This is a genomic window from Caldisericaceae bacterium, from assembly GCA_036574215.1.
In the GTDB taxonomy this organism is placed as follows: domain Bacteria; phylum Caldisericota; class Caldisericia; order Caldisericales; family Caldisericaceae; genus Caldisericum.
In genome coordinates this window covers 24166-47360 of record JAINCR010000103.1, presented here as the reverse complement: position 1 = coordinate 47360, position 23195 = coordinate 24166, and the positions used below count along the sequence as shown (strand labels likewise).

Genomic DNA, 23195 nt, shown 5'->3' with positions numbered 1-23195 from the left:
ATTGTTTTCTTTGGTATCGATTAATCTAAACATCTTTATAATTTTAACTAAAATATCTTAAAAGCAAAAAGTTTTCAAAACAGTCAATTTAATTATAATAATAAAAGCGATGTTATGCAATGGGAGGTAGCAATGGAAATTAAAAGAGTTATAATTTTAGTGCTTGATAGCGTCGGTGCAGGTGAAGCAGAAGATGCTATTGAATACGGTGATTGGGGAGCAAACACCCTTTTACATACGATTCAATACAATCCGGATTTAACTTTTCCAAATCTTGAAAAATTGGGTTTGCGTGGTGTAATTTTCAATGAACCTGGAAATTATATCGCTTCATATGGAAGATTAAAAGAAAATTCTAAAGGGAAGGATTCAATTAGTGGACATTGGGAGATGACTGGTGTAATTCTAAAAAAGGCTTTTCCTACATATCCAAATGGGTTTCCTAAAGAGGTTATTGAAAAATTTGAGGCATTAACTCATAAAAAAGTGATTGGAAACAAACCTGCTTCTGGCACAGAAATCATAAAAGAGTTTTATGAAGAACATAAAAAAACTGGAAATCCAATTGTTTATACATCTGCAGACTCTGTGTTTCAAATTGCAGCCCACAAAGATGTAATTCCACTTGAAGAGTTATACAGAATGTGCGAGATTGCAAGGTTTGAGGTTTGCATTGGTGAACATGAAGTTGCAAGGGTTATTGCTCGTCCATTTGTAGGATCTTTAGAAACTGGTTTTATTCGGACTTCGGAAAGAAGGGATTATGCCGTAAAGCCACCTCACAAAACCGTGCTTGATCTTATTAAGGAAAAGGGATTAAATGTAGTTGGAATTGGAAAAATCCATGATCTGTTTGCAGGAACAGGTCTAACTGAATCCGTTCATACCGATAACAATACCGATGGTCTTGAGAAAACTATTCAAGAGATAAATAAAGATTACCATGGCATTATTTTTACGAATCTTGTTGAATTTGATGCAAATTGGGGGCACAGAAGAGATTTTGTATCGTATGGAAAAGGTTTGAAAGATGTGGATAATTATCTACCTAAAATACTTAATGGTTTGAAGGACTACGATATGTTTTTGATAACAGCAGACCATGGCTGTGATCCTACCTTTAAGAATCATACCGACCATACAAGAGAATTTACTCCTCTAATAGTATATGGGAAACATATCCAACCTAATGTTAACCTAGGTTTACGTAAATCAATTGCCGACATTTCTGCAACGATTTCTGAGATCTTTAACGTGGAAAGAATTAATGGAGAGAGTTTTTTAAATCTAATTTATAAATGAATTTTGAAAAACTTACTAATCCACTTAGACTTGAACTTAAACGTGGTTGCAATAACGATGCTGTAATTGGAGGTTTGGATAAATTTATTCTGAAATCTCTTACTGATTTAGATGATGTAAACCTAAAAAGAAAGTTAACAAAACTTTTTAAAGATTACGATGAGAGGACTTCCGAAGAAAGAAAAATTATCATTAGGGAATGTTTGTCTTTAATTGAATCTAATTTAAAGAAAGATAGCCACGTTAGGCAATCTAAAATCTCAAATGAAGTAGAAAATAGTTTAAAGAAAACAAAACTATCTGAACTTTTTATCCCCGTTCAGTATGTAAAAGGAATTGGACCTGAGCTTGCTAAAAAACTATACAAACTTCGTATAGAAACTGCTTACGACTTACTCATGTATTTTCCAAGAGAATATTTAGATTTAAGAGATGTTAAAAAAATCGTGAATCTTACAACAGGCGAAAATGCTCTGCTAAAGGTAAGAATAAGAAATATTGAAGAAAAAAAAGGCAAATTGAATATTTTAACTGTCCTTGCAACTGATGGAACGGGTTTTATAATTGCTGTTTGGTTTAACCAAGGTTATCTAAAAAAGATTTTCAAAGTAGGAATGGAGCTTTACCTTTATGGCAAGGTTCAATTTTCTTACGGCAAGTGGGAAATGCCTTCACCAGCGTATGAAATTGTAGAAGAAGGAAAAGAGCCTTTAAATGCTTTAAGAATTACCCCGATTTATTCTTTAACAGAAGGTTTAAACGAAAAAGTAATGAGGTCTAAAATTAAGAATTTTATAGACTCAATTCCATACAAAATTTTTGATTATATTGATAAGCAGGTTTTGGAAAGGAATAACTTGGTGGATTTAGATTTTGCTATAAGAAACATACATTTTCCACAATCATTTCAGGATATAAGTAAATCAAAGAAAAGACTTATTTTTAATGAATTGTTTGAACTCCAGTATTTACTTCTGAATAGAAAAAGGACTTTTAAAAAACTTGAAGGTTATGCTTTTACAACTAAAAATTCTTTTATTGATGAGTTTTCTTCTTTGCTACCTTTTGAATTAACTTCCGACCAACTAAAGACAATGTCTCACATACTAAAGGATTTTTCTTCTCATCATCCTATGAATAGATTAATTCACGGCGATGTAGGCTCTGGTAAAACTGTTGTTGCTCTTTTTGCTTCCTATGTTGCCTATAAAAATGGTTTTCAATCAGCGATAATGAGTCCTACCGAGATTCTCGCAGAGCAAACTTTCAAAAATGCACTCAATATTTTTAAAAATCTCAATATGAACATTGCTTTATTGACCTCAAGCACAAAAAGAAAAGAGAGGTTGAAAATACTCGATGATCTTCAAAATGGGAATATTGATATAATTATTGGAACCCATGCTCTAATTGAGGAAGACGTATCGTTTAAGAAGCTTGGCCTTGTTGTTGTTGACGAGCAACATCGGTTTGGTGTTATGCAAAGAGGGGCATTAAAGAATAAAGCCATACAACCTCACACCCTTGTTATGAGTGCAACCCCTATTCCAAGAACTCTTGCTTTAACTTTGTATGGTGATTTGGATATAAGTGAAATAAGAGTTTTACCTAAAGGAAGAAAGCCAGTTATAACGAAGGTATTCTTAAATGATGAAGAAAGTCCTTATTCCCTTGTTCAAGAAGAGCTTAATAAAGGCCATAAAGCTTACATAGTTTGCCCATTAATTGAGGATTCAGATTCTTTAGAAGTAAAATCGGTTGAGACACTTTTTAATAAATTGAAAAACACACATCTTAAGAATTATAAAATTGCAAAATTGCATGGTGCGATGCCTTCGGTTGATAAACAGAAAGTCATTGATGATTTTAAAAATGGTGATATTCAGGCAATTGTTTCAACAACTGTAGTTGAAGTTGGAGTTGATGTCAAAGATGCAACAGTAATTGTTGTTGAAGATGCAGATCGTTTTGGGCTTGCAACTTTGCATCAATTGAGAGGTCGTGTTGGAAGAAGTGACCTTCAATCCTACTGCTTGCTTATTGTAAGAACTCCTTCAAAAGAGAGTGTTGAGAGATTGAGAATATTAGAGAAAACAAATAATGGTTTTGAAGTTGCAGAGGAGGACTTGCGCCTGCGGGGGGAAGGTGAGATTTTTGGGACAAAACAATCTGGTTTATCAAATTTGCACTTATATTCTCTTATGCAAGAAGATAGTATTACTTTACTTGAGCAAGCTCGAAGTGAAGCTTTATCGATGATAAATAAAGAGATAACGTGGGAAGAAGAGCGTGTTGAAGAACTTAAGAGGATAATTTCAAAAAAGTATGAAGATGCTATTTTGCTTATTGAGGTAGGCTAATGAGAATAGTTTCAGGTGCATTTAAAGGAATAGAACTCATTTCTCCACCAAGGCATCTTACTCTTAGGCCCACTTCTGATAGAGTGAGAGAAGCAATTTTTGATGTTATCCGTTTTGAAATTGTAGGTAAAACTTTCCTCGATTTATTTGCAGGCTCTGGTGCAGTTGGAATTGAAGCGATAAGTGAAGGCTCAAAATTTGCTTATTTTGTTGAAAAAAATCATGAGGCGGTAAATACTATTTTTAAAAATATAAAGAAGTTTGGAATTGAAAAGCAAATAAAAATTTTTAAAGAGGACGTTTTTAAATTTTTAAGAAATTTTAATGAGGATGTCTTTTTTGATTTTGTTTTTCTTGATCCCCCTTATAAGACTCTATTATCCAGTTTAACCTTAGAAAAATTGTGTTTTTTCAAGTATCTTGCCGAATTTGCAGTTGTTATCGTTGAGCATGCGATTTACGAGAAACTTTTGGATATGTATGAAGGTGATTTTATTCTGCGTAAATTTAAAGAAAAAACATATGGAAAAATTGTTATAAGTTATTATGTTAAAGAAATTAAACAATATTAAAAATCTTGTAAAGAAAGATATTATAAATTACTTCTTTTTGTAGCAAATTTTTTGAAACCTAATTATAATAACATCAATGAAAAAAGAAATTTTTTTGAAAAGAAAGAGTCTTGCTGAAGCAGTTAACGTATTTAGAGAAAAATTAAGAGACCTTAGGATTTTTAAATCCTTAAAAGAAGAAGAAATTCCAACTTACGATTCGCTAGGAAGAATTACTTCAAGAGAGGTTTATGCTAAAATATCAGAACCTTTTTACAACGCCTCTGCAGTTGATGGTTTTGCACTTATTTCTTCCTCAACCTCAAATGCAACTATTTCGAATCCTAAAACATTTGTGATTGGTAAAAATGCAAAATATGTTAATACTGGTGATATTTTGGACTTTCCATTTGATTGTGTTGCGATGGTAGAAGATGTAAAAGTTGACGATAACCTTGTAAGCGTATTTAACCCACTTCATTATTATGAAAATGTAAGAACAATAGGAGAGGATTTTTCTAAAGGAGAAATAATCATCCCAGTTTATGAAAAAATAAGACCAGAGCACGTTGGTATTTTGATTTCTTCATTAAACGAAAAGGTTTTTGTCTTTGAAAAGCCCAAAGTACTTATCATTGCAACAGGTGAGGAAGTTAAAAGGATAAATGAACCACTCCAAAAAGGAGATGTTGTTGATTCAAATTCGTATATGGTTTCTTCAATTGTTGAGGCATACGGAGGAGAAGCAAATGTTTTTGACGAGGTCTTACCGAATGATTTTAAGGTTTTAAGAGACACAATTGATAATGTAAAAGATGTATTCCATGCTATTGTAATAATTGGTGGTTCTGCCAAGGGCACAAAAGACTTAATTGCAGATGTTTTTGAAAGCTTTGGTGAAATTTTATTCCATGGAATTACAATCCAACCAGGAAAACCAATCGTTATAGGATTTAATAAAGATACCCCTCTTATTGGACTTCCTGGGTTCCCTGTGTCTAATTACATTGATGCAAAAATATTTTTAAAAATTTTTATGGAAGAAATAACTGGTGTGAGCCTTGATTATCCATCGAAAGCAAAAGGAGTTGTCAAAAGAGATATTCCTTCAAGCTTAGGTGTACAAGAGTTTGTTCGGGTAAAAATCTCAAATGTTCATGATGAACTGATTGTTGTTCCATTAAAAAGGGGTGCATCTAACATTTCCTCAGTTGTAAATTCAGATGGTTTAATTAGTATAAAAGATGATCTTGAGGGCATTCCTGCAAATTCGTCCATTGAAGTTGAGCTTTTAAAAAGTATAGATGAGTTGAATAACCAACTTCTTTTTATTGGCTCAAACGATCCAATGTTAGAATTCCTGTTAAATTTTGCAAAAAAGCAAAATCCACAATTTAAATTTGGTATTGTAAATACTGGTAGTTTAGGAGGTCTTCTTTCTTTTTTAAGAGGTGAAACCTTCTTTACTTCAATACATCTCTTTGATAAAGAAACAAGGACGTATAACGAATCTTATATAAAGAAATATCTTAAAGATAAGAAAATTTTAAGAATCCTTTTTGCTTTAAGAAACCAAGGTTTAATAGTAAAGAAAGGAAATCCAAAAAAGATCTACTCTATAAATGATTTGCTGAGGAAAGACGTTGTTTTTGTTAATAGGCAAAAAGGTTCCGGCACTAGAATTTTTTTAGATTATCTACTTGAAAGTAATTATATTGATCCTAATAACATAAAAGGTTATGATGTTGAGGAAATTACACACTTAGGTGTAGCAAATGCTGTTTTAAGTGGTTTAGCAGATTGTGGTTTGGGTATAGAGTATGTTGCAAATTTGTTTGACCTTGATTTTATAAAACTCGGCGAGGAGGAGTATGAAATTCTTATAGATTATGAAGAGAAAGAAAACTCTAAAATAAAATATTTTCTTGAAGTGATGCATTCAGAAGCATTTAAAAAAAATGTAGAAAATTTTAAAGGCTATATTTTTAAAGGAGAAATAAGGAGTTTTTAAAATGAAAAAAACACGAGCAAACATTATCAATGTAGTTATCCTTGGCCTTACGAGTTTTTTCACAGACGTTTCAACTGAAATGATCGTAAAAGTATTACCCCTTTTTCTTGAGTCGATAGGTGCAGGTGGTGCTTTCATAGGAGTTATTGAAGGCCTTGCAGAGACAACATCTTCTATTTTAAAGATATTCTCTGGTTATATTTCAGATAAAATTAGGAATAGAAAGTGGCTCACTATTTTTGGATATGCTGAATCAACTGTATCAAAGTTCTTTTTACTTTTTTCAAAGACTCCGTTTTCAGTCCTTATTGTGCGATTCTTTGAAAGAATTGGAAAGGGTATAAGAACTTCTCCAAGAGATGCTTTGATTGCCTCTTATACAGATGAAACAAATAGAGGGTTTTATTTTGGTTTTCATAGAGCACTTGATACTTTTGGAGCAGCAGTAGCCCCACTTTTAGCATTTTGGGTTCTTGATAAATTTGGAAAAACTAACTATGAAGCAGTCTTTAAGATTGCTTTAATTCCTGCAGTCATTGCTGTTCTCATCCTGTTTTTTGTAAAAGAGAAAAAATTAGAAAAAGAAATAAAAAAATCTCAGGGAACCTTTTTTAAGAATTTAAATTTAGGTAAGAAATTTTACATCTTTTTGTTTGCCATTACGATCTTTACCTTGGGGAATAGTTCAGATGCTTTTATTACTATGTATGCAAGTTCATTTGGGATATTTTCAACTACAATACTCCTTATGTGGTTTGTTAATACTATAGTTTATGCAATTTTATCTACTCCATTTGGCATTCTTTCTGACAAAATTGGTAGAAAAGCTACTTTGATTTTAGGATTAACTATTTATGGAATCTCTTACTTGGCATTTGCTCTTGCAAAATCTGAGACTTCTTTCTGGTGGATTTTTGCAATTTATGGAGTCTATTACGCACTTTCTGAAGGTTCACAGAGAGCCTACATCTCAGATTTTGTAGCAAAAGACGAAGTAAGAGGCACAGCCTATGGTTTATACAATTTCGCAGTTGGGATAATGTCTTTTCCAGCATCTTTAATCGCTGGGATTTTGTACCAATACGTTGCTCCTTCTGCGCCGTTCTTTTTTGGTGGATTTCTTGCAATTTTTTCTGCTATTTTAATTTTCTTTATTTAATTCGAGTTTGTAAATAATTAAATAACCAAATATTTCAAATATTATAACTCCTGCAATGGTAATGGGAAGCACTTCTAAATTTGTTCTAGTAACCAAATCTTTTATTTTATAAGCAAAATATAGGCTAAGGATAGATTGTGGAGCAAGACTTACTACTATATCTAAGAATGTAGCATCATCCAATAACTTTGTTTGTTCAATTGCGAAAGCGCCGATGCTTTTTCCTATAAACCTTATTATTAATGTAACTAAACCTAAGTATAGGCTTTTTTCGAGATTAAAAATTGTGACCGAACCAATTATAACAATTACAAAGAGGGTATAAAAAATATTTTCAAACTCTCTTAGTGAGTTTAGGATTGAAAAAACGTATTCCTTTTTAATCATTATAGATATTACAGTTCCAGCAAGTAGTGATACTATAAGACTGTGTGTTTTTAAGATGCTTGAGATACCTATTAAGAGAATAATAATTGAAAATGCAGTTGTAAACTTTATGAATCTTAATTTTGTTAGTTTAATAAAAAGTGAGAGCGCAATCCCTAAAAAAAATCCTAATAAAATGGAAAGAACAACTTCCTGTAATGAAAGAAAAAATATTTGAGAAGTTTTTCCTTGTAAGTCTGAAGAAAAATGTAGCAGAGGGAAAGATAGAAAAAAGAATATTTCTGCTATTAAATCATCAATGATTGTGCAACTTGCTAATTTTTCTTTTAAATCTTGAGCAATTTTTAAGTTTTTTATGATAGTTATTGAAACATCTGTTCCTGTTACCATCCATATGGTGCCCATTACAAGTGATTCGATATTGTTTAATTCCATAACGAACTTTGTAATCAGAAATATGACCAAATACGTGATCAAAGATTGGATAATTGATGCAATTAAAATCTTTTTGGTAAAAGATCTTACATGGGTCAATTCTAGGCCAGCTCTGAACACAAGTAAAACTGGAGTAATTTCTATAACAAGAGCAACAAAATCCTGATAATTCAGCAAGTATCTCTTTATGAAAGATGTTGCTGAAACCAACAATCCAATTATTATGAGGCCAGTGATAGTCGGAAATTTTGATCTTGTAATATAATATGACAAAATTCCTCCGATAAGTACTGAAAGGCTTATGAAGATAAGGAACTCTTCCATAAACTTAGTATATTTAAAGTGTTAATAAAGTCAAGTTGAGTATATTTTAAGAATTATTATAATAAAATGATTTTTGTATGGAGGTACGGATGGAAATAATCGAAAAGTTGTTGGATAATTTGAATAGTGTAATTTTAGGAAAGGAAGAAGTAATAAAAAAGGTTGTAATTGGGCTACTTGCTAATGGGCACGTATTACTTGAAGATGTGCCTGGTACGGGGAAAACAACCCTTGCTAAAGCTGTTGCAAACTCGTTTAACATGACGTTTCATAGGATACAGTTTACACCCGATGTTCTTCCGTCAGATATTATAGGTGTTACAGTATATGATATGGAAACCAAGAAATTCGAAATTAAATTTGGCCCTATATTTACTAACATTTTACTTGCAGATGAAATCAACCGTGCTACTCCAAAAACCCAGTCAGCTTTACTTGAAGCAATGGGAGAGTACGGTGTTACAATAGAAGGGAAAGTGTATAAACTTGAAAAGCCCTTTATTGTTTTTGCAACAGAAAATCCTATTGAATACGAAGGAACGTTTCCTCTCCCAGAGGCTCAACTTGATAGATTCCTTATGCGACTTTCCGTTGGCTATCCAGATAGGTCTTATGAAACCAAAATCTTACAACAGGAAAAGACTCACGAACTTATAGAAAATTCAAGACTAATTGGAAGCCGAGAAGATTTGCTTACTTTACAAGAAAGTGTCAAAAAGGTTTTCATTCATCCAAAAATTTATGATTTCATTGTTGATATTGCTTCTAATATAAGAACTCATAAAGATGTTTATTTGGGCATAAGCCCAAGAGCAACAATACATTTAATGAAAGTCTCACAAGCGAGAGCTTTTATTGAAGGCAGAAATTTTGTAATTCCAGATGATGTGAAACAGTCAGTTTTGGATGTTGTTAATCATAGAATTATTTTAAAAGCTGAAGCAAAGCTTAGGGGTAAAAAAACAAGCGATGTTGTATTTGAAGTTTTAGACACGGTAAAAGTGCCCAAAGATGTAGACTTTGAAAATGAGATATCTTAGGAAAGGCAGCAAATTCTTTTTAATTGCACTATTATTAATGACTGCATTTTTTGGTTTCATCTTCTATTTATTACTCTTTATTTCAGCTGTTTACGTTATCTTTTATGTGATTGCTTTAAGAAGAATGGAAATTTTAGTAGATAGTGATATAACAAATTATACTACAACCCAAAAATCACCGTTCAAAATTAATTATACTTTTCTTTTTAATTCTTTTCTTCCTTTTAAGGTTTTATACAAAATAGACCTCCCACCATATATTGTTTCAATTTCAAACAAATCAAGTAATTTATTATTTGGTAAAAAGATGGATGATAAATTTGAGGCTAATCTTGTTAGCAATAGAAGAGGTATATATGAAATAGGTAGCGCAACTGTTGCTGTTACAGACCCTCTAAACCTCTTTGTGTTTGTTAAAAAATACGGAAAACTTAAAACTATTTTCGTCTTCCCAAAACTTGTTTCCTTATCGAAACTCAATATAAAACTGTTAGATCCTTACGAAGGAATAAAAGCTAAATATAGGATTAATTTTGATTACTCTTATGTTGCAGGTGTAAGAGACTACGCTCCAGGTGATCCTGTAAAACTCATCCATTGGAAACAGACTGCGCATAAAGGGGAGCTGGTTGTTAAAGAATTTGACTTTTCTGCTTCTAAACGTATATACGTTGCAGTTAATTATTACAAAAAATCTCTTAAGTTTTTAGACGCCGCAACTTCCGTTGCAGCATCAATTCTTTATTATGCAAATAAGTATCATTTACCTTTTTCTGTGATAGTAAATTCTAAAGATTTTGTTGATATTAAATTAGATTCTAGTGAGTATCATCTCCTTGAATGTTTTAAGACTCTTTCAAAAAATTTCAACGACGCTTTCGAAACAGGATTTTTTATAAAGGCGCTTATTCAAAAAAGTGAATTTGGAAGTGAACTTTTCTATATTGACAAGGAAATTAATTTTGATACACTTCTTTTACTCTTTAGACTTAAATACCACTTTTCTAAAATTAATATCGTGCTGTTAGTTGATGAAACATTTGTTTTTCCTAATGAAAAGCCCCCTTATTACTATTTTAAAGAGCCGCCGTCTATAAATGAGTTAAATACTCTTAAGGATATCCTTGAAAAGGAAGGGGTAACTCTCTACCCAGTACTTGGAAAAGACTATTTAAGCTTACTTGAGGTGTAAGGCATGGTTTATGCAATTTTTAATATTCAACTTTTATTGGTAGTAGCAAAATTTCTAATCGAAAATATTGCAAAGTATGAGTTGCGTATTGTTTTGTTGTTAATCGCCTTTTTATTCTTGTTGCTGTTTTTTTATCTTTCTTTTAAGTATGATTTTACTCCTGTTAGCTTTTTGTTTGGTAGTTTTATTATTAGTTCTATATTTCATTTTAACATTTGGTTGAATGTTCTTTCGTTTCTCTCTCTATACTTTTATCTTATAGATAAGCTAAAAAGAAACGGAATATTTAATAAAAAAATGTATTTTTATTTATCTTTCGTCCCACTTTTTGGATTGCTAAATATAGATATTTTACCATTTTTAAAAATTAATTTTTCACAGACATTTGTTTCTATTGCTAGTTTTCTTTTTACACCTATTCCTAAAGAAGAATTACACACGAATTTACAGAATTCCCCTAATAATTTAGGTGGGATTATTAATGAACAAGTGGAAGTAAAGAACTTATCTTTTACAAATATTATTGCTATTGTTTTTGCTTTATTTATCTTAATTGGACTTCTTGTTTTTTTGTATTTTGTAGTTAAAGCAAATTTTAATAAGGTAAAGATCTTACAACCAAAAAGAAACAGTCTAAAACAAGTTTTAATTTTTTTGTCGATACTACCTACAATTATTTTGATGTTATTAACCTTAACAACTTATAACATAAGTTTCCAAAGTTTTAATATTGATCAAAGTAATTTTATTTATCCCTTTGTTCTGCTTATCCTTGTTTATGGTTTTGTGCTTTTCATAATGAATTTATATGCAAGAAAGCATGAAAGTAATTATTCGAAATTTTATAATTCTAATTTTAAAGTCTCTTTAATTATTTCGTTTTTTTTAATTCTATTCTTAGTAATTTTTAGTTTGCTCTTTTATCACATTAAAAATAGAGACTTTTTAATAATTTTTGCATTAACTATTTTAACGGTATTGGGGTTTGTTGCTTTGGCCTTTTATCTCTACAAACTAAATGGGGAAATTTTAGTTCCATTAACAGGAGATGCTTTTAAGGATAAACTTCAAACATTATCTAAAAAATACAAGGAATTTGGCGTTAAATATCTAGCAATGATTTCAAGTAAAAAGGAATTTATTGAGTATCTGTATTTTCTTTCAGTTTTGACACTCATAAAACGAGGTTTTAATTACTCTGAAAGTGTAACTCCAAAAGAGTTTCTTAATAGCATTAAAAACTATCTTACAAGTGAAAATTTTTCAAAGTTAGTTGACGCTTTTTACTTTGTTGAATATTCAGGTTGCGAAATTGATAGTGTCTTGTTTAATCAACTTAAAACTAATTCTATAAAAATGTTGGAAGAGTTAGAGAATGTAAAGGCTAATTAACGATTTTAAATTTTAAAATGAAAGTTGAGCCAACGTTTTCTTCGCTTTTAACTTCTAATTCTCCGTTGTGTGCATACGTGTATTCTTTTACGATTGAAAGTCCAAGACCAAGCCCAGAATCATCAGAGTTTACATGAACTTTGTAGAATCTATCAAAAATAAGAGGTAGGTCTTTCTCTTTTATGCCAATTCCAGTATCTCTTATTTCAACAACCGCTTTGTCTTTTTCTTTGGATAATTTTACTTTTATGTAACCATGCATCGTAAATTTAAGTGCATTATCAAGCAAATTAGAGAATATTTCTTTTAATTTTTGAACATCTCCCATTATATAGATGTCCTCATCTTCGAGTAAAAGAATCCCTTTAATTCCTTTTTCTTCTATTTTTAATTTAAAGGCATTAAAGGTCTCTTTCAATATATTTGTTAAATTGACTTTCTCAAATTCTAAAGGAAGTGCTTTACTATCGGCAGTGGAGAGTTTTGTTAAATCTTTTGTCATTTTTTCCATTTTTTCGATTTCTTTTCTAATAATTTCTTTTGCATTTTCTTTTTCCTCGTTAGAAAAACTTTCATCAATTAAAACCTCGAGATATCCTTTAATGGAGGAGAGTGGCGTCCTAAGATCGTGAGAAATGTTCTGCATTAGTTTTGTTCGCATTGATTCAATTTCACCAAGATGAAATGCCATGTAGTTTAACGATTCTGTAAGCTCTCCAATTTCATCATCTGTATTTTTTTTAAGCCTTGCTTTGAAGTCACCTTGTGAGATTCTTCTTGCAAATTCCTTCATCTGTATAATCGGCTTTAAGATATACTCTGAGATGCTAAGTGCTAAAACAAAACCAATGATAACTGAAATGAGCCCAGATATAAGAATGACAAATTTTACGTTATTTAAAAATCTAGTCCCTGCTTCTGGAATTATGATTGATACTCCTTTCCCTACAAAAATCCTTATGAAAAAATACCTTACAAAATAGTTTATTAATAGTATGGAAATTACAGCTGAAGTGAGACTAACAATAATATGACTTAAAATAAATTTTACTCTGAATTTCATTTTAGCAACCTGTAACCTGCGCCATATACAGATTCAATATAATGTGGATTTTTGGGGTCGTCTTTGAGTTTTTTTCTTATATTTTTTATAAATACATCTATAGTCCTATCGAACACAACATCATCGTATTCGTCGTAAATTTCATCCATAATTTCTTCTCTGGATAAAACTGCAGGCGCTTTCTTTGCAAGTGTAAATAAAACCCTAAATTCTCTTGTTGTAAATTCTATTTCAACCCCGTTTTTAAGCACTTTCATCTCTTTAGGTATGATCTCCAAGTCTTTTATAACTATATTGCTCTCATCTTGGTAACTTCTTTTCAAAATGTTTTTTACTCTAAGCACTAATTCTCTCGGACTGAAGGGTTTTACCACATAATCATCAGCTCCTATTTCTAAGCCAGTAATTCTATTCTCTTCGTCAGCTTTTGCCGTGAGCATTATAATTGGAATATTTGACCTTTTTCTAATTTCCTTTGCAACGTTTTCTCCACTTATGTAAGGTATCATTAAATCTAAAATCACTAAGTTTGGTTTTTCTGTCTCAAATTTTAGAAGAGCAACTCTACCGTCTTTTGCTTCAATAACTTCATACTCTGCTTTTTTGAGGTAGAGTTTTACCAAATTTCTTATACTTTCTTCATCTTCCACGATTAATATCTTTTTCATCTCAAAATTATTATAGCCGAAATTGTGAAGAAATTGTGATTTTTATAAACTATAGTATGTATATGCAAAAAATTATTCTTTATTCCTTAACCTGTTATTTAATAGGTTCTCTAAATTCTGCATATATTATTACTTACCTTTTCTCTAAAAAAGACATTAGAAATTTTGGTGATAGTAATGCAGGCGCCACAAACGTTTTTTTGAATATAAATAAACTTTTAGGTATAGTTGTTTTTATCTTTGACTTTTTAAAAGGCTTTTTCTTGATGCAATACGGTATTCGCTTTTTACAGGAGGAGAATATTATTGCTATTGGTTTTGCTTTTGCTATATTGGGTCATGATTTTCCTGTATTTTTTAACTTTAGTGGAGGGACTGGAATAGCAATGATGCTAGGTGGTTTTTTTGCAATTAATTTTAATCTTGCTTTAGAGACTCTTACTGCATTTCTTATTATCTATCTTTTTGTAAGAATTTTTAAAATAAGGTTATATGATTTTTCCTATTTTGTTGAGAGTGAGGCTTTGGGTTATATTGTAGCTATATTTCTGATTTTCTATTCCAAAGATATTTTTTTAATTAAGTGGCTTTTATCTTCTCTTCTTATTGTTGTATTTAAACATAGAGTGAAAGTAGCAAAAATTTTACATCTTAGAAGTGGTGTTTGAAAGGTTGAATAAAAATTATTTTAGATTATAATTAAAAAAGAATTTTTTAGTTGGAGGTAATTATGATTTCAGCAAATGAATTGAGAAATGGGGTAACCTTTGAAATTGAAGGAGAACTATTTGTGGTTATTTCATATCAACACATAAAGCCCGGAAAAGGTTCTCCATTTGTTCGAATAAAGATGAAGAGTCTTGAATCTGGGAATATTATTGAGCGGACTTTTAGACCAGAAGAAAAATTTAAAAAGGCTTTCCTTGAAAGAAAACCTATGCAATACTTGTACAGAGAAGGGGATAATTTTGTTTTTATGGACCTAACAACATACGAGCAACTATATTTAGGCATTGATGATGTTGGAGAAAATGCAAACTTTTTAAAAGAAAATTTAGAATTACAAGTGGTATTTTACAAAGAAAAACCTGTTTCTATTGAACTTCCAAATTTCGTAGAACTTGAAGTTATTGAAACTGAACCTGGAGTAAAAGGAGATACTGCAACATCGGCAATGAAGCCTGCAACTGTAGAAACTGGATATAAATTGCAGGTACCACTATTTATTAATCAAGGAGACATTATAAGAATTGATACGAGAACTGGTGAATATTTAGAGAGGGTGAATAAATGAGCAAAATAATTTTATCTACTGAGGCACTAAAATCAATAATTGAAGAGGCTTTGCTTAAAATTGATGGTGTTGCCAAACTGCCAAATAGAAATTCTGTAAATGTGGAGCATTTGGATTCTATTATCTCAGTTTTTGTAAAAATTACTGCAGTTTTTGGTTTTAACCTTGTCAGACTTTCAGATGAAATTAAAAAAACAATAAAATTAGAAGTCGAAAGTATTACACCTTTTAAAGTAAATGAAATTTCCATTGAGTTTGAGGATGTAGTGAATGAGCGCTAAAAAGAAGGGTATTGAAATTGCTGTAAGAGCAATGTATGCAGTTGATATTGGAAAAAATGAAGTTCCAGATGCTCTATTACCTTTTAAATATGAACCGGCAGATGTGCTAGAGTATGCTTTAAAACTTCTTGATGGCACACTCAGTAAAATTAATGAGATTGACGAAAAAATTTCTCCTCTTTTAGAAAATTGGAACTTAGATAGGATAAACACCGTAGATAAGGAAATTTTAAGGATTGCTATATTTGGGATTGATTCTAATTTTGATAGCGAAGGTTTCATTGTGTTTGAGGCAGTAGAGTTAGCAAAAAAATACGGGAGTTCCGATTCTGGCAATTTTGTAAATGGTGTATTAAGAAATTATTTAAGACAAAAATATGGAGAAGTTAAGAGCTGAAATTTATGTTTATGGCATTGTGCAAGGAGTAGGCTTTAGATATTTTACAAGGACTCATGCAAGAAAGATTGGCTTAACTGGGTTTGTGGAAAATTTAATCGATGGATCAGTTCATATAGTTGTTGATGGCACAGAGGCTTCTTTAAAACAGTTTATTGAAATTGTTAAAAGAGGACCATATGGAGCAAGGGTAGATAAAGTGGATGTTAAATATTCTCAAGTGAAGAATGAATTTGTCGATTTTGAAATTTACTAAGATAAAGAGGTTCCTATATGGAAATAGAAGAATTCATACAAGAAAAAAAGCAGACAGTAGAAGATTACTTAGTAAAAGTTTTAGATAAAATAAAAGAAGATTCACCATTGTATGCAGCTATTAATTACAGTCTAGTAAGTGGCGGTAAAAGACTACGTCCTATTTTACTACTTGCAACATATGAGTCCAACAGTAAAAATATAGAAGATGCTTTACCTTTTGCCTCAGCGTTAGAACTCATACATACTTATTCTCTTATTCATGATGATCTACCAATAATGGACAATAGTGAAATGAGACGTGGAAGGCCTACCTGTCATAAGATCTATGGAAGTGATATGGCTCTTCTTGCAGGTGATGCCCTTATTTCACTTGCTTTTGATATTATCTCAAGTTCAAAGTTAGTTGCAAAATTTACTGAAGAAAATTTGTTAAGGATTATCCATGAATTTGCTGAACTCAGTGGCGTTAAAGGACTTGTGGGTGGGCAAGTAATGGATATGGTTACAATGGAGAATGAGGCAGTTGATGATGATTTGATTTTCTATATTGAAAGAAGAAAAACTGCATCTCTATTTATCCTCGCTGTGAGAACTGCTTTAATTCTTGCTAATGTATCTAATGAAGAGTTGATGAACCTTACCCGTTTTGCTGAAAATTTTGGCATTGCATATCAAATTCAAGATGATATTTTGGATGAAACTTCTACTCTGGAAGAACTTGGAAAAGATGTTATGCAAGATAAAAAAAATAGAAAAGCAACTTTTGTAAACCTATATGGTCTAGATAAGGCTTATGAAATGGGTTTAGATATTAAAAATAAAGCGTTAGGCTTTTTGTCCTTTTACGGTGAAAAATACGATATTTTAAAAAGTTTATTGAATTTTTATTTGAAGGATTTAAAGTAAAATGCTTTTGGAAAGTATTAACTCCCCTGAAGATTTAAAAAAGTTAGATTTAAACCAGCTAAATGCCCTTTCAGATGAAATTAGAACTTTGATAATTGATACAGTTTCAAAGAATGGCGGGCATCTTGCTTCAAACCTCGGAGTTGTTGATCTTACAATAGCATTGCATTATGTTTTTGATTTTTCAGTTGATAGGATCCTTTTTGACGTCTCACATCAAGCATATGCACATAAAATTTTAACGGGAAGAAAAGACAATTTTTATACTTTAAGGCAATTTGGGGGCATAAGTGGATATGCAAACCCAGAAGAAAGTAAATACGACTATTTTATTGCAGGTCATGCCTCTACTTCCCTTGCACTCACTCTTGGGCTTTTAAAAGCAAGAGAACTAAAAAGAGAAAGTTATAACATCATTACAATCATTGGTGATGGTGCTCTAACAGGTGGAGAGGCGTATGAAGGTTTAAATAATTTAGGTCATCTTGGTGAAAAGTGTATTATAGTCCTTAACGACAATGGCATGTCTATTTCAAGAAACGTTGGGGCAATTTCAAAATACTTGTATAAACTGCGATCTTCATCTATATACCAATCATTTAAACGTATCCTTGGAAGAAATTTTGGTAAGAGATTAAAACTTGCAATCAAACAACTCATTTTACCAAGCGTGTTGTTTGAAGAATTTGGTTTTACTTATATTGGTCCCGTTGATGGGCACAACATACCCGAGTTGATTAATACTCTTGAAAGGATTAAAAAAATTGATGCCCCAATTTTATTGCATGTAATTACAAAAAAAGGCAAAGGTTTTGAACTTTCTGAAAATTTTCCAGAGAAATATCATAGTGCAGAACCTTTTTATGAAGTAGATAATACTAAAAAAGATAAATTAGAAAAGACATTTTCTGAAGTTTTTGGAGAAACCCTCGTAGAACTTGCAAAAAATAACGACAAGATTTTTGCAATTACCGCTGCAATGCCAGATGGCACTAAAACAAGCTTGATGAGAGAATCTTTTTCAACCCGCTTTTTAGATGTAGGAATTGCCGAACAGTGTGCTGTTTCAACTGCTGCCGCTCTTGCGAAGGAAGGTTTTAAGCCATATGTTGCGATTTATTCAACTTTTTTACAGAGGGCACTTGATCAAATGATCCATGATGTTGGTATCTTATCACTTCCTGTGGTTTTTTGTGTTGACCGAGCTGGAATCGTTTCTGATGATGGCCCTACACACCAGGGTATTTTTGATATAGCTTTTTCAAGTATTATCCCAAATTTTGTAATTTCAGCACCAAAAGATGCATTTGAGCTTAAGGGTTTAATGGAACTTGCCATGATATCAAGCGTGCCTTTTCTTATTAGATATCCTAAAGATGTTGCAAAAGATGGTTTTAGTGAAAAATTCGTTTTAAAAATTGGAACAGGCGAGAAGATAGCCGATGGAACTCAATTAACTATAATCACATTAGGTCCACTTTTTTACGAAGGATTAAAGGCATATGAGTATCTTAAACAAAAAGGTTATAGTGTTGGATTGATTAACGCAATTTTTGTAAAACCATTTGATAAAAATTTAATTTTAGAAGCTGCTCTAAAAAGTAAAAGGGTAATTACTGTTGAAGATGGAATTAAAAAAGGTGGCTTTGGTGAGATGATCGCCAATTTTCTTGCGCCTTTCGGAGTTATCACTGAGAGCATAGCCATAGATGACTTTTATCCAGAGCAAGGTAAGCGAAGTGAGTTATTAAAGAAATACGGACTTACCTCCCAAAAAATTGTTGAATTAGGAGAGAAGCTTATTGAAAAAAAGATTGGATGAGGAGATCTTATTAAGAGGTTTAGTTTCAAGTAGAACCGAAGCTAAGTATCACATACTTGAAGGTAAAGTTATAGTCAACGGAAGAAAAGCAATCAAACCTAGCGAATTAGTATCAGAGGAAGATTCAATAAAAATTGTTAAAGATAGCAATCAGTTTGTTAGTCGAGGAGGCATTAAACTTGATTTTGCGATTTCTGAATTTAAAATTAGCGTATCGGGTAAAATTGCTCTTGACGTTGGAAGTTCTACTGGTGGTTTTACTGATTGTCTTCTGAAACATGGAGTATCAAAAGTCTATGCGGTAGACGTTGGAAAGGGTCTTATAGATGTATCACTAAGAGAAGATCAAAGGCTTATTTTACTTGAAGGAATTAATGCGCGCTATTTAACTGACGAAATAATTAAAGAAAAAGTTGATATCATTACAATTGATGTATCGTTTATTTCTGTTTTAAAGATACTTAGCACTGTAGTAAATCTAATGAATGAGGATGGATTAATTATTGCATTAATTAAGCCTCAATTTGAAAGTGAAAGAAAATATCTGAGAAAAGGGATTATAAGAGATAAAAATTTTCATACAATTATTTTAAGAGAAGTTGCTTCTAAAATAAGAAATTTGGGACTTGTAGTTACTGAAGCAACAATCTCCCCCATAAAGGGAGGGAAAGGAAATATTGAATTTTTTTACCTCATAAAAAAAGAAGGAGATTTTGTTAAAGATGAAATTATTGATAAAATCGTTGGTGAAGCATGGGAGAGATTATCGTAAGAAAAGTTGGGGTATTTTATAAAGACGATCCTTCTTTAATTAACATTGCAAAAAAAGTTAAAGAGTATCTTAAAAAGAGAAATGTTGAAGTAATCGATAAGATAGAACTGAAAAGTAAGTACTTTGGTGAGGAAATTATTATATTAAGTCTCGGTGGCGATGGAACCTTTCTAAGTGCTTCAAGAACTGCCTTAGAAAATAACGTTCCAATTTTAGGGGTAAACCTTGGTAATCTTGGTTTCCTTACAGATGTTGAAGGAATGGACGTTTTTTTTGCAATCGATAAACTGTTGAATGGTGAATCCTTCATTGAGGAGCGGTCGATTTTATTAGCAGAATCTAATAATTTCTTACAGAAATATTTTTATGCAGTTAATGATTTTGTAATACAAAGAGAGATTAATGATAAAATACTACAGATAGAAATTTGCGTCGATGGTATTAAAGCAGGAACTTTTAGATGTGACGGTGTTATTATTGCAACTTCAACAGGTTCTACGGCTTATGCTCTTTCAGTCAATGGTCCAATCATTCATCCTCACGCTTCGGTATTTGAATTTGCTCTTATTGCTCCGCATAAACTTTCTTACAGGCCTTTAATCTTATCTAAGGAAAACACTCTTACGCTCAAAATCATATCTTCTGGCAATTTCCATTTCCTAAGTGATGGAGTTGAGGTCACTAAATTGAAAAAATTGGACCGTATAACCTTTAAACTTAGTGATAAAAAATTGAAGGTTTTGCATATCAAAGGAATAAACTTTTTTAAGATTTTAAACAAAAAGTTTAACTGGGGGAAATAATTATGATTCTTGGTTTGATCTTACACCACTTCGCTATTGCAAGAAAAGTTGAGGTCTCTTTTAATTCAAACCTTGTAATTATAACTGGGGAAACTGGCGCTGGTAAAAGTGTTATTATTAATGGAATTTCTGTTGTATGCGGTGGCGACACGACAACCGATATGATAAGAATAGGTGAAGAAACTGCTACAGTAGAGGCAAGCTTCCTTATATCTGACAATGAAAAAGCAAAATCACTTCTTAAAAGTTTTTCACTTTATGATGATGAGGACGTCCTTGTAATTTCACGGACAATTTCTAAAGTTAAAGGGAAAACAATTATCAACGGACATTTGGTTTCACAAAAACAACTTTCTCAAATAGGAAAAACTCTTGTTGATTTACATGGACAACACGATATCCAAAGTCTTTTAGATAAATCCTCACACCTTTTTTATCTTGATAAGTTTGGTTTTTCAAGAACTTCAAACCTAAAGGAGCGCGTTATAAACAATATTTCAAGGTATAAGGAACTCAAAAATTATCTAAAGGAACTTGAAGAAATGGATAATAAGGCCCGTGCAGAAACGGATTTTATAAATTATGAAATTGCCGAACTTGAAAAGGCGAAACTAAGAGAAGGTGAAGAAGAGGAACTTGAAGAAGAATATAAACTTCTTACCAATGTGAAAGAAATCATTGAAAAGATATCTACTATTTTACAAACTTTTACAGAAGGTGATGGCTCTCTTTTGAAACAGTTATCTTTTTCTTTAAATATCCTTTCGCAGTTTGAAAGTTTTGTAAAAGAATTCAAAGAGATTAAAGGAAGGATTGAGTCGGACTATGTAGATTTAAAAGAATGTGTTAGAGATTTGGAAAATGTACTTTCAAATGTAAGGTTGGACCCTGAAAGATTATCGTTTGTTGAGGCAAGACTTGATGAAATAAATAGATTAAAACTGAAATACAAACGTAATGTAAGTGGTTTAATAACTTACCTTGAAGAATTAAAAGAAAAGGTTAAAAATTTTAACGATCTTTCTACTAAAATAGAAGAAACAAGAAAAAAGATCTTGGATTTAGAAGAACAACTGAAAAAAGACTTGATAGAACTCTCTAAAATAAGAAGAGAGGTAGCTAAAACGTTTAAGGAAAAAGTTGAGGATGAACTCAAAGATTTAGCAATGGAGAGTGCTTTGTTTAAAGTATCTTTACAGGTTGTTGAAGATCCAGACGGCATTGACATCGAAGGAAGGAAATTAAAATTATTTTCAGACGGAATCGATACATGTGAATTTTTGATAAGCACCAACCCTCCACATGATTTAAAGCCAATTTCTTCGATTGCTTCTGGTGGTGAACTTTCAAGGGTTATGCTTGCAATAAAAAGTGTTATAGCTGATATTGATGATATACCTGTGCTTGCTTTTGATGAGGTTGACGCAGGAATTGGTGGAAAAACAGGAGAAAAAGTAGCTGAAAAATTGTTCAATATTTCAAAATTTAGACAAGTAATAGTAATTACACATCTGCCTCAAATTGCTTCTTTACCTGGAGAACATTTTACTGTTGAAAAAATAGTCGAAGGGAACGATACGATTTTAAAAATGAAAAAACTCAATGAATATGAAAGGATTGATGAAATCGCAAGAATGATTTCTGGTAGTAATATTACAGAAACAACAATTCAGCAAGCAAAAGAATTATTAGGGAGGTGGCATAATGAAAATCTTAGTAATTAACCCTGGTTCAACTTCTACGAAAATTGCTGTGTTTAACAACCGTGAGGCAGTTTTCGAAGAAACAATCAGGCATGAGAAAGAAGAAATAAGTAAATTTAAGTCGGTTTTAGATCAGCTCGATTTTCGAAAAGAGACTATTTTAAAATCTCTAAACGAAAAAGGTATTTCTTTAGAAGAAATTGATGCAGTCGTTGGAAGGGGAGGAATCATCAAACCAATTGATGCTGGAACCTATATTGTTAATGAAGCTTTAATAAAGGATCTAATAAATTATTCTAAAGAACAAGAGCATCCCTCAACACTTGGGGGTTTAATTGCCTATGAAATTGCCATTAAGATTGGCAAACCTGCGTATATCGCTGATCCTGTATGCGTTGACGAGTTTGACGACCTTGCAAGAATTTCAGGTATAAAAGAGATAAAAAGAAAATCACTTTTGCATGCTTTAAACATTAGAGCATCCTTATATCGCTATGCAGAAGAAAACGGAACGAAAATCTCATCGCTAAATGCAGTTGTAGCACATCTTGGGGGAGGTATATCTATTGCTGCAGTTAAGAACGGCAGAATAGTGGACGTGAATAATGCAAACGAAGGTGGACCTTTTTCTCCAGAGCGTGCAGGTAGTTTACCTTCAATTGAAGTCGTTAATTTAGCTTATTCTGGTGCATCTTCAAGGAGTGATTTGTTGAAGTTATTTACAAAAGAAGGCGGTGTTTACTCTTACCTTGGCACAAATAATATTAAAGAGGTTGTAACACAAGCAAAAAAAGACCCCTCTGTAAAAGAAGTTCTTGAAGCAATGTGCTACCAAATTGCTAAAGAAATTGGAGCAATGGCGACCGTTTTAAAAGGAGAAGTTGAAGTAATAATAATTACTGGAAGTGTTGCCTATAATGAAGAAGTCGTAAATGAGATTGAAAAAAGAGTGAGTTTTATTGCTAAAGTCGTTTCTTATCCTGGAGAATTTGAATTAGAGGCTCTTGCTTTTGCTGCTTTAAGAGTTTTAAACGGTGAAGAAGTTGCTAAAGTTTACGCTTAATGTGATATAATA

General features: G+C 31.8%; 22 protein-coding genes. 19 read left to right on the top strand and 3 right to left on the bottom strand.

Going from position 1 to position 23195, the window contains the following annotated elements; all coding sequences use genetic code 11:
* Positions 1-132 precede the first annotated feature (132 nt).
* From K6343_06330 to K6343_06310, 5 genes are all read left to right on the top strand, one after another.
* Complete coding sequence (locus tag K6343_06330; protein ID MEF3245574.1) at positions 133-1302, top strand: phosphopentomutase; 1170 nt, start codon at positions 133-135, stop codon at positions 1300-1302.
* Positions 1299-3662 carry an ATP-dependent DNA helicase RecG gene (gene recG, locus K6343_06325; GenBank protein ID MEF3245573.1) on the top strand — a complete coding sequence of 788 codons (2364 nt, stop codon included), beginning with the start codon at positions 1299-1301 and terminating at the stop codon, positions 3660-3662. The genes K6343_06330 and recG overlap by 4 nt, the downstream gene beginning before the upstream one ends.
* The gene (gene rsmD / locus K6343_06320; GenBank protein ID MEF3245572.1) at positions 3662-4234 is read left to right on the top strand and encodes a 16S rRNA (guanine(966)-N(2))-methyltransferase RsmD; all 573 of its coding nucleotides are present in this window, start codon (positions 3662-3664) and stop codon (positions 4232-4234) included. Before recG ends, rsmD begins: the two co-directional genes overlap by 1 nt.
* Positions 4235-4310: 76 nt before the next feature.
* Entirely contained in the window at positions 4311-6224 is a 1914-nt protein-coding gene (locus tag K6343_06315) for a molybdopterin biosynthesis protein (protein MEF3245571.1), read from the top strand.
* A gap of 1 nt (position 6225) precedes the next feature.
* Positions 6226-7383, top strand: coding sequence for an MFS transporter (locus tag K6343_06310; protein ID MEF3245570.1), 1158 nt, complete (start codon positions 6226-6228; stop codon positions 7381-7383).
* Here the strand turns inward: K6343_06310 and K6343_06305 are convergent.
* On the bottom strand, positions 7366-8478 hold the full coding sequence (locus K6343_06305; protein MEF3245569.1) for a cation:proton antiporter: 1113 nt from the start codon (positions 8476-8478) through the stop codon (positions 7366-7368). The two genes, K6343_06310 and K6343_06305, sit on opposite strands and share 18 nt — an antisense overlap.
* Positions 8479-8618: 140 nt before the next feature.
* Between K6343_06305 and K6343_06300 the strand changes: the two genes are divergently transcribed.
* From K6343_06300 to K6343_06290, 3 genes are read left to right on the top strand one after another with little or no spacing between them, the layout of a single operon-like run.
* Positions 8619-9569 carry a MoxR family ATPase gene (locus K6343_06300; GenBank protein ID MEF3245568.1) on the top strand — a complete coding sequence of 317 codons (951 nt, stop codon included), beginning with the start codon at positions 8619-8621 and terminating at the stop codon, positions 9567-9569.
* Complete coding sequence (locus tag K6343_06295) at positions 9556-10761, top strand: DUF58 domain-containing protein (GenBank protein ID MEF3245567.1); 1206 nt, start codon at positions 9556-9558, stop codon at positions 10759-10761. The genes K6343_06300 and K6343_06295 overlap by 14 nt, the downstream gene beginning before the upstream one ends.
* A 3-nt stretch (positions 10762-10764) precedes the next feature.
* The gene (locus K6343_06290; GenBank protein MEF3245566.1) at positions 10765-12153 is read left to right on the top strand and encodes a hypothetical protein; all 1389 of its coding nucleotides are present in this window, start codon (positions 10765-10767) and stop codon (positions 12151-12153) included.
* Here the strand turns inward: K6343_06290 and K6343_06285 are convergent.
* Positions 12146-13216: a HAMP domain-containing histidine kinase gene (locus K6343_06285; protein MEF3245565.1), complete on the bottom strand. Its 1071-nt coding sequence runs from the start codon at positions 13214-13216 to the stop codon at positions 12146-12148. The two genes, K6343_06290 and K6343_06285, sit on opposite strands and share 8 nt — an antisense overlap.
* Positions 13213-13884 (bottom strand): response regulator transcription factor, encoded by a 672-nt coding sequence (locus K6343_06280; protein MEF3245564.1) that lies wholly within the window; start codon positions 13882-13884, stop codon positions 13213-13215. The genes K6343_06285 and K6343_06280 overlap by 4 nt, the downstream gene beginning before the upstream one ends.
* Before the next feature lie 62 nt (positions 13885-13946).
* On the opposite strand from K6343_06280, the gene K6343_06275 reads away from it, so the two are divergent.
* The 11 genes from K6343_06275 to buk all read left to right on the top strand — a co-directional run bounded on the left by K6343_06275 (position 13947) and on the right by buk (position 23183).
* Positions 13947-14552, top strand: a complete 606-nt coding sequence (locus K6343_06275) for a glycerol-3-phosphate acyltransferase (protein MEF3245563.1) — start codon at positions 13947-13949, stop codon at positions 14550-14552.
* Positions 14553-14614: 62 nt separating this feature from the next.
* Positions 14615-15178: an elongation factor P gene (gene efp, locus K6343_06270; protein ID MEF3245562.1), complete on the top strand. Its 564-nt coding sequence runs from the start codon at positions 14615-14617 to the stop codon at positions 15176-15178.
* Positions 15175-15459 carry an Asp23/Gls24 family envelope stress response protein gene (locus K6343_06265; protein MEF3245561.1) on the top strand — a complete coding sequence of 95 codons (285 nt, stop codon included), beginning with the start codon at positions 15175-15177 and terminating at the stop codon, positions 15457-15459. Before efp ends, K6343_06265 begins: the two co-directional genes overlap by 4 nt.
* The gene (gene nusB, locus K6343_06260) at positions 15449-15856 is read left to right on the top strand and encodes a transcription antitermination factor NusB (protein ID MEF3245560.1); all 408 of its coding nucleotides are present in this window, start codon (positions 15449-15451) and stop codon (positions 15854-15856) included. The genes K6343_06265 and nusB overlap by 11 nt, the downstream gene beginning before the upstream one ends.
* Entirely contained in the window at positions 15837-16112 is a 276-nt protein-coding gene (yccX, locus tag K6343_06255; GenBank protein MEF3245559.1) for an acylphosphatase, read from the top strand. Before nusB ends, yccX begins: the two co-directional genes overlap by 20 nt.
* Positions 16113-16129: 17 nt before the next feature.
* Positions 16130-17020, top strand: a complete 891-nt coding sequence (locus K6343_06250) for a polyprenyl synthetase family protein (protein ID MEF3245558.1) — start codon at positions 16130-16132, stop codon at positions 17018-17020.
* 1 nt (position 17021) lies between these two features.
* Positions 17022-18842, top strand: a complete 1821-nt coding sequence (gene dxs, locus K6343_06245) for a 1-deoxy-D-xylulose-5-phosphate synthase (GenBank protein ID MEF3245557.1) — start codon at positions 17022-17024, stop codon at positions 18840-18842.
* A complete protein-coding gene (locus K6343_06240; protein ID MEF3245556.1) occupies positions 18823-19614 on the top strand; it encodes a TlyA family RNA methyltransferase in 792 nt (263 codons plus the stop codon). Before dxs ends, K6343_06240 begins: the two co-directional genes overlap by 20 nt.
* Entirely contained in the window at positions 19596-20417 is an 822-nt protein-coding gene (locus K6343_06235) for an NAD(+)/NADH kinase (GenBank protein ID MEF3245555.1), read from the top strand. The genes K6343_06240 and K6343_06235 overlap by 19 nt, the downstream gene beginning before the upstream one ends.
* Positions 20418-20419: 2 nt before the next feature.
* Positions 20420-22141 carry a DNA repair protein RecN gene (gene recN / locus K6343_06230; GenBank protein MEF3245554.1) on the top strand — a complete coding sequence of 574 codons (1722 nt, stop codon included), beginning with the start codon at positions 20420-20422 and terminating at the stop codon, positions 22139-22141.
* Positions 22122-23183, top strand: coding sequence for a butyrate kinase (buk, locus tag K6343_06225; GenBank protein ID MEF3245553.1), 1062 nt, complete (start codon positions 22122-22124; stop codon positions 23181-23183). Before recN ends, buk begins: the two co-directional genes overlap by 20 nt.
* Positions 23184-23195 lie beyond the last annotated feature (12 nt).

What these genes read in the sequence shown, in the direction of transcription:
- K6343_06285 (MEF3245565.1), bottom strand. Translation starts at nt 13,216, where the DNA reads ATGAAATTCAGAGTAAAATTTATTTTAAGTCATATTATTGTTAGTCTC.
- rsmD (MEF3245572.1), top strand. Translation starts at nt 3,662, where the DNA reads ATGAGAATAGTTTCAGGTGCATTTAAAGGAATAGAACTCATTTCTCCA.
- K6343_06250 (MEF3245558.1), top strand. Translation starts at nt 16,130, where the DNA reads ATGGAAATAGAAGAATTCATACAAGAAAAAAAGCAGACAGTAGAAGAT.
- K6343_06280 (MEF3245564.1), bottom strand. Translation starts at nt 13,884, where the DNA reads ATGAAAAAGATATTAATCGTGGAAGATGAAGAAAGTATAAGAAATTTG.
- recG (MEF3245573.1), top strand. Translation starts at nt 1,299, where the DNA reads ATGAATTTTGAAAAACTTACTAATCCACTTAGACTTGAACTTAAACGT.
- nusB (MEF3245560.1), top strand. Translation starts at nt 15,449, where the DNA reads ATGAGCGCTAAAAAGAAGGGTATTGAAATTGCTGTAAGAGCAATGTAT.
- K6343_06310 (MEF3245570.1), top strand. Translation starts at nt 6,226, where the DNA reads ATGAAAAAAACACGAGCAAACATTATCAATGTAGTTATCCTTGGCCTT.
- K6343_06295 (MEF3245567.1), top strand. Translation starts at nt 9,556, where the DNA reads ATGAGATATCTTAGGAAAGGCAGCAAATTCTTTTTAATTGCACTATTA.
- recN (MEF3245554.1), top strand. Translation starts at nt 20,420, where the DNA reads ATGATTCTTGGTTTGATCTTACACCACTTCGCTATTGCAAGAAAAGTT.
- K6343_06300 (MEF3245568.1), top strand. Translation starts at nt 8,619, where the DNA reads ATGGAAATAATCGAAAAGTTGTTGGATAATTTGAATAGTGTAATTTTA.
- K6343_06235 (MEF3245555.1), top strand. Translation starts at nt 19,596, where the DNA reads ATGGGAGAGATTATCGTAAGAAAAGTTGGGGTATTTTATAAAGACGAT.
- efp (MEF3245562.1), top strand. Translation starts at nt 14,615, where the DNA reads ATGATTTCAGCAAATGAATTGAGAAATGGGGTAACCTTTGAAATTGAA.
- yccX (MEF3245559.1), top strand. Translation starts at nt 15,837, where the DNA reads ATGGAGAAGTTAAGAGCTGAAATTTATGTTTATGGCATTGTGCAAGGA.
- dxs (MEF3245557.1), top strand. Translation starts at nt 17,022, where the DNA reads ATGCTTTTGGAAAGTATTAACTCCCCTGAAGATTTAAAAAAGTTAGAT.
- K6343_06290 (MEF3245566.1), top strand. Translation starts at nt 10,765, where the DNA reads ATGGTTTATGCAATTTTTAATATTCAACTTTTATTGGTAGTAGCAAAA.
- K6343_06275 (MEF3245563.1), top strand. Translation starts at nt 13,947, where the DNA reads ATGCAAAAAATTATTCTTTATTCCTTAACCTGTTATTTAATAGGTTCT.
- K6343_06315 (MEF3245571.1), top strand. Translation starts at nt 4,311, where the DNA reads ATGAAAAAAGAAATTTTTTTGAAAAGAAAGAGTCTTGCTGAAGCAGTT.
- buk (MEF3245553.1), top strand. Translation starts at nt 22,122, where the DNA reads ATGAAAATCTTAGTAATTAACCCTGGTTCAACTTCTACGAAAATTGCT.
- K6343_06330 (MEF3245574.1), top strand. Translation starts at nt 133, where the DNA reads ATGGAAATTAAAAGAGTTATAATTTTAGTGCTTGATAGCGTCGGTGCA.
- K6343_06265 (MEF3245561.1), top strand. Translation starts at nt 15,175, where the DNA reads ATGAGCAAAATAATTTTATCTACTGAGGCACTAAAATCAATAATTGAA.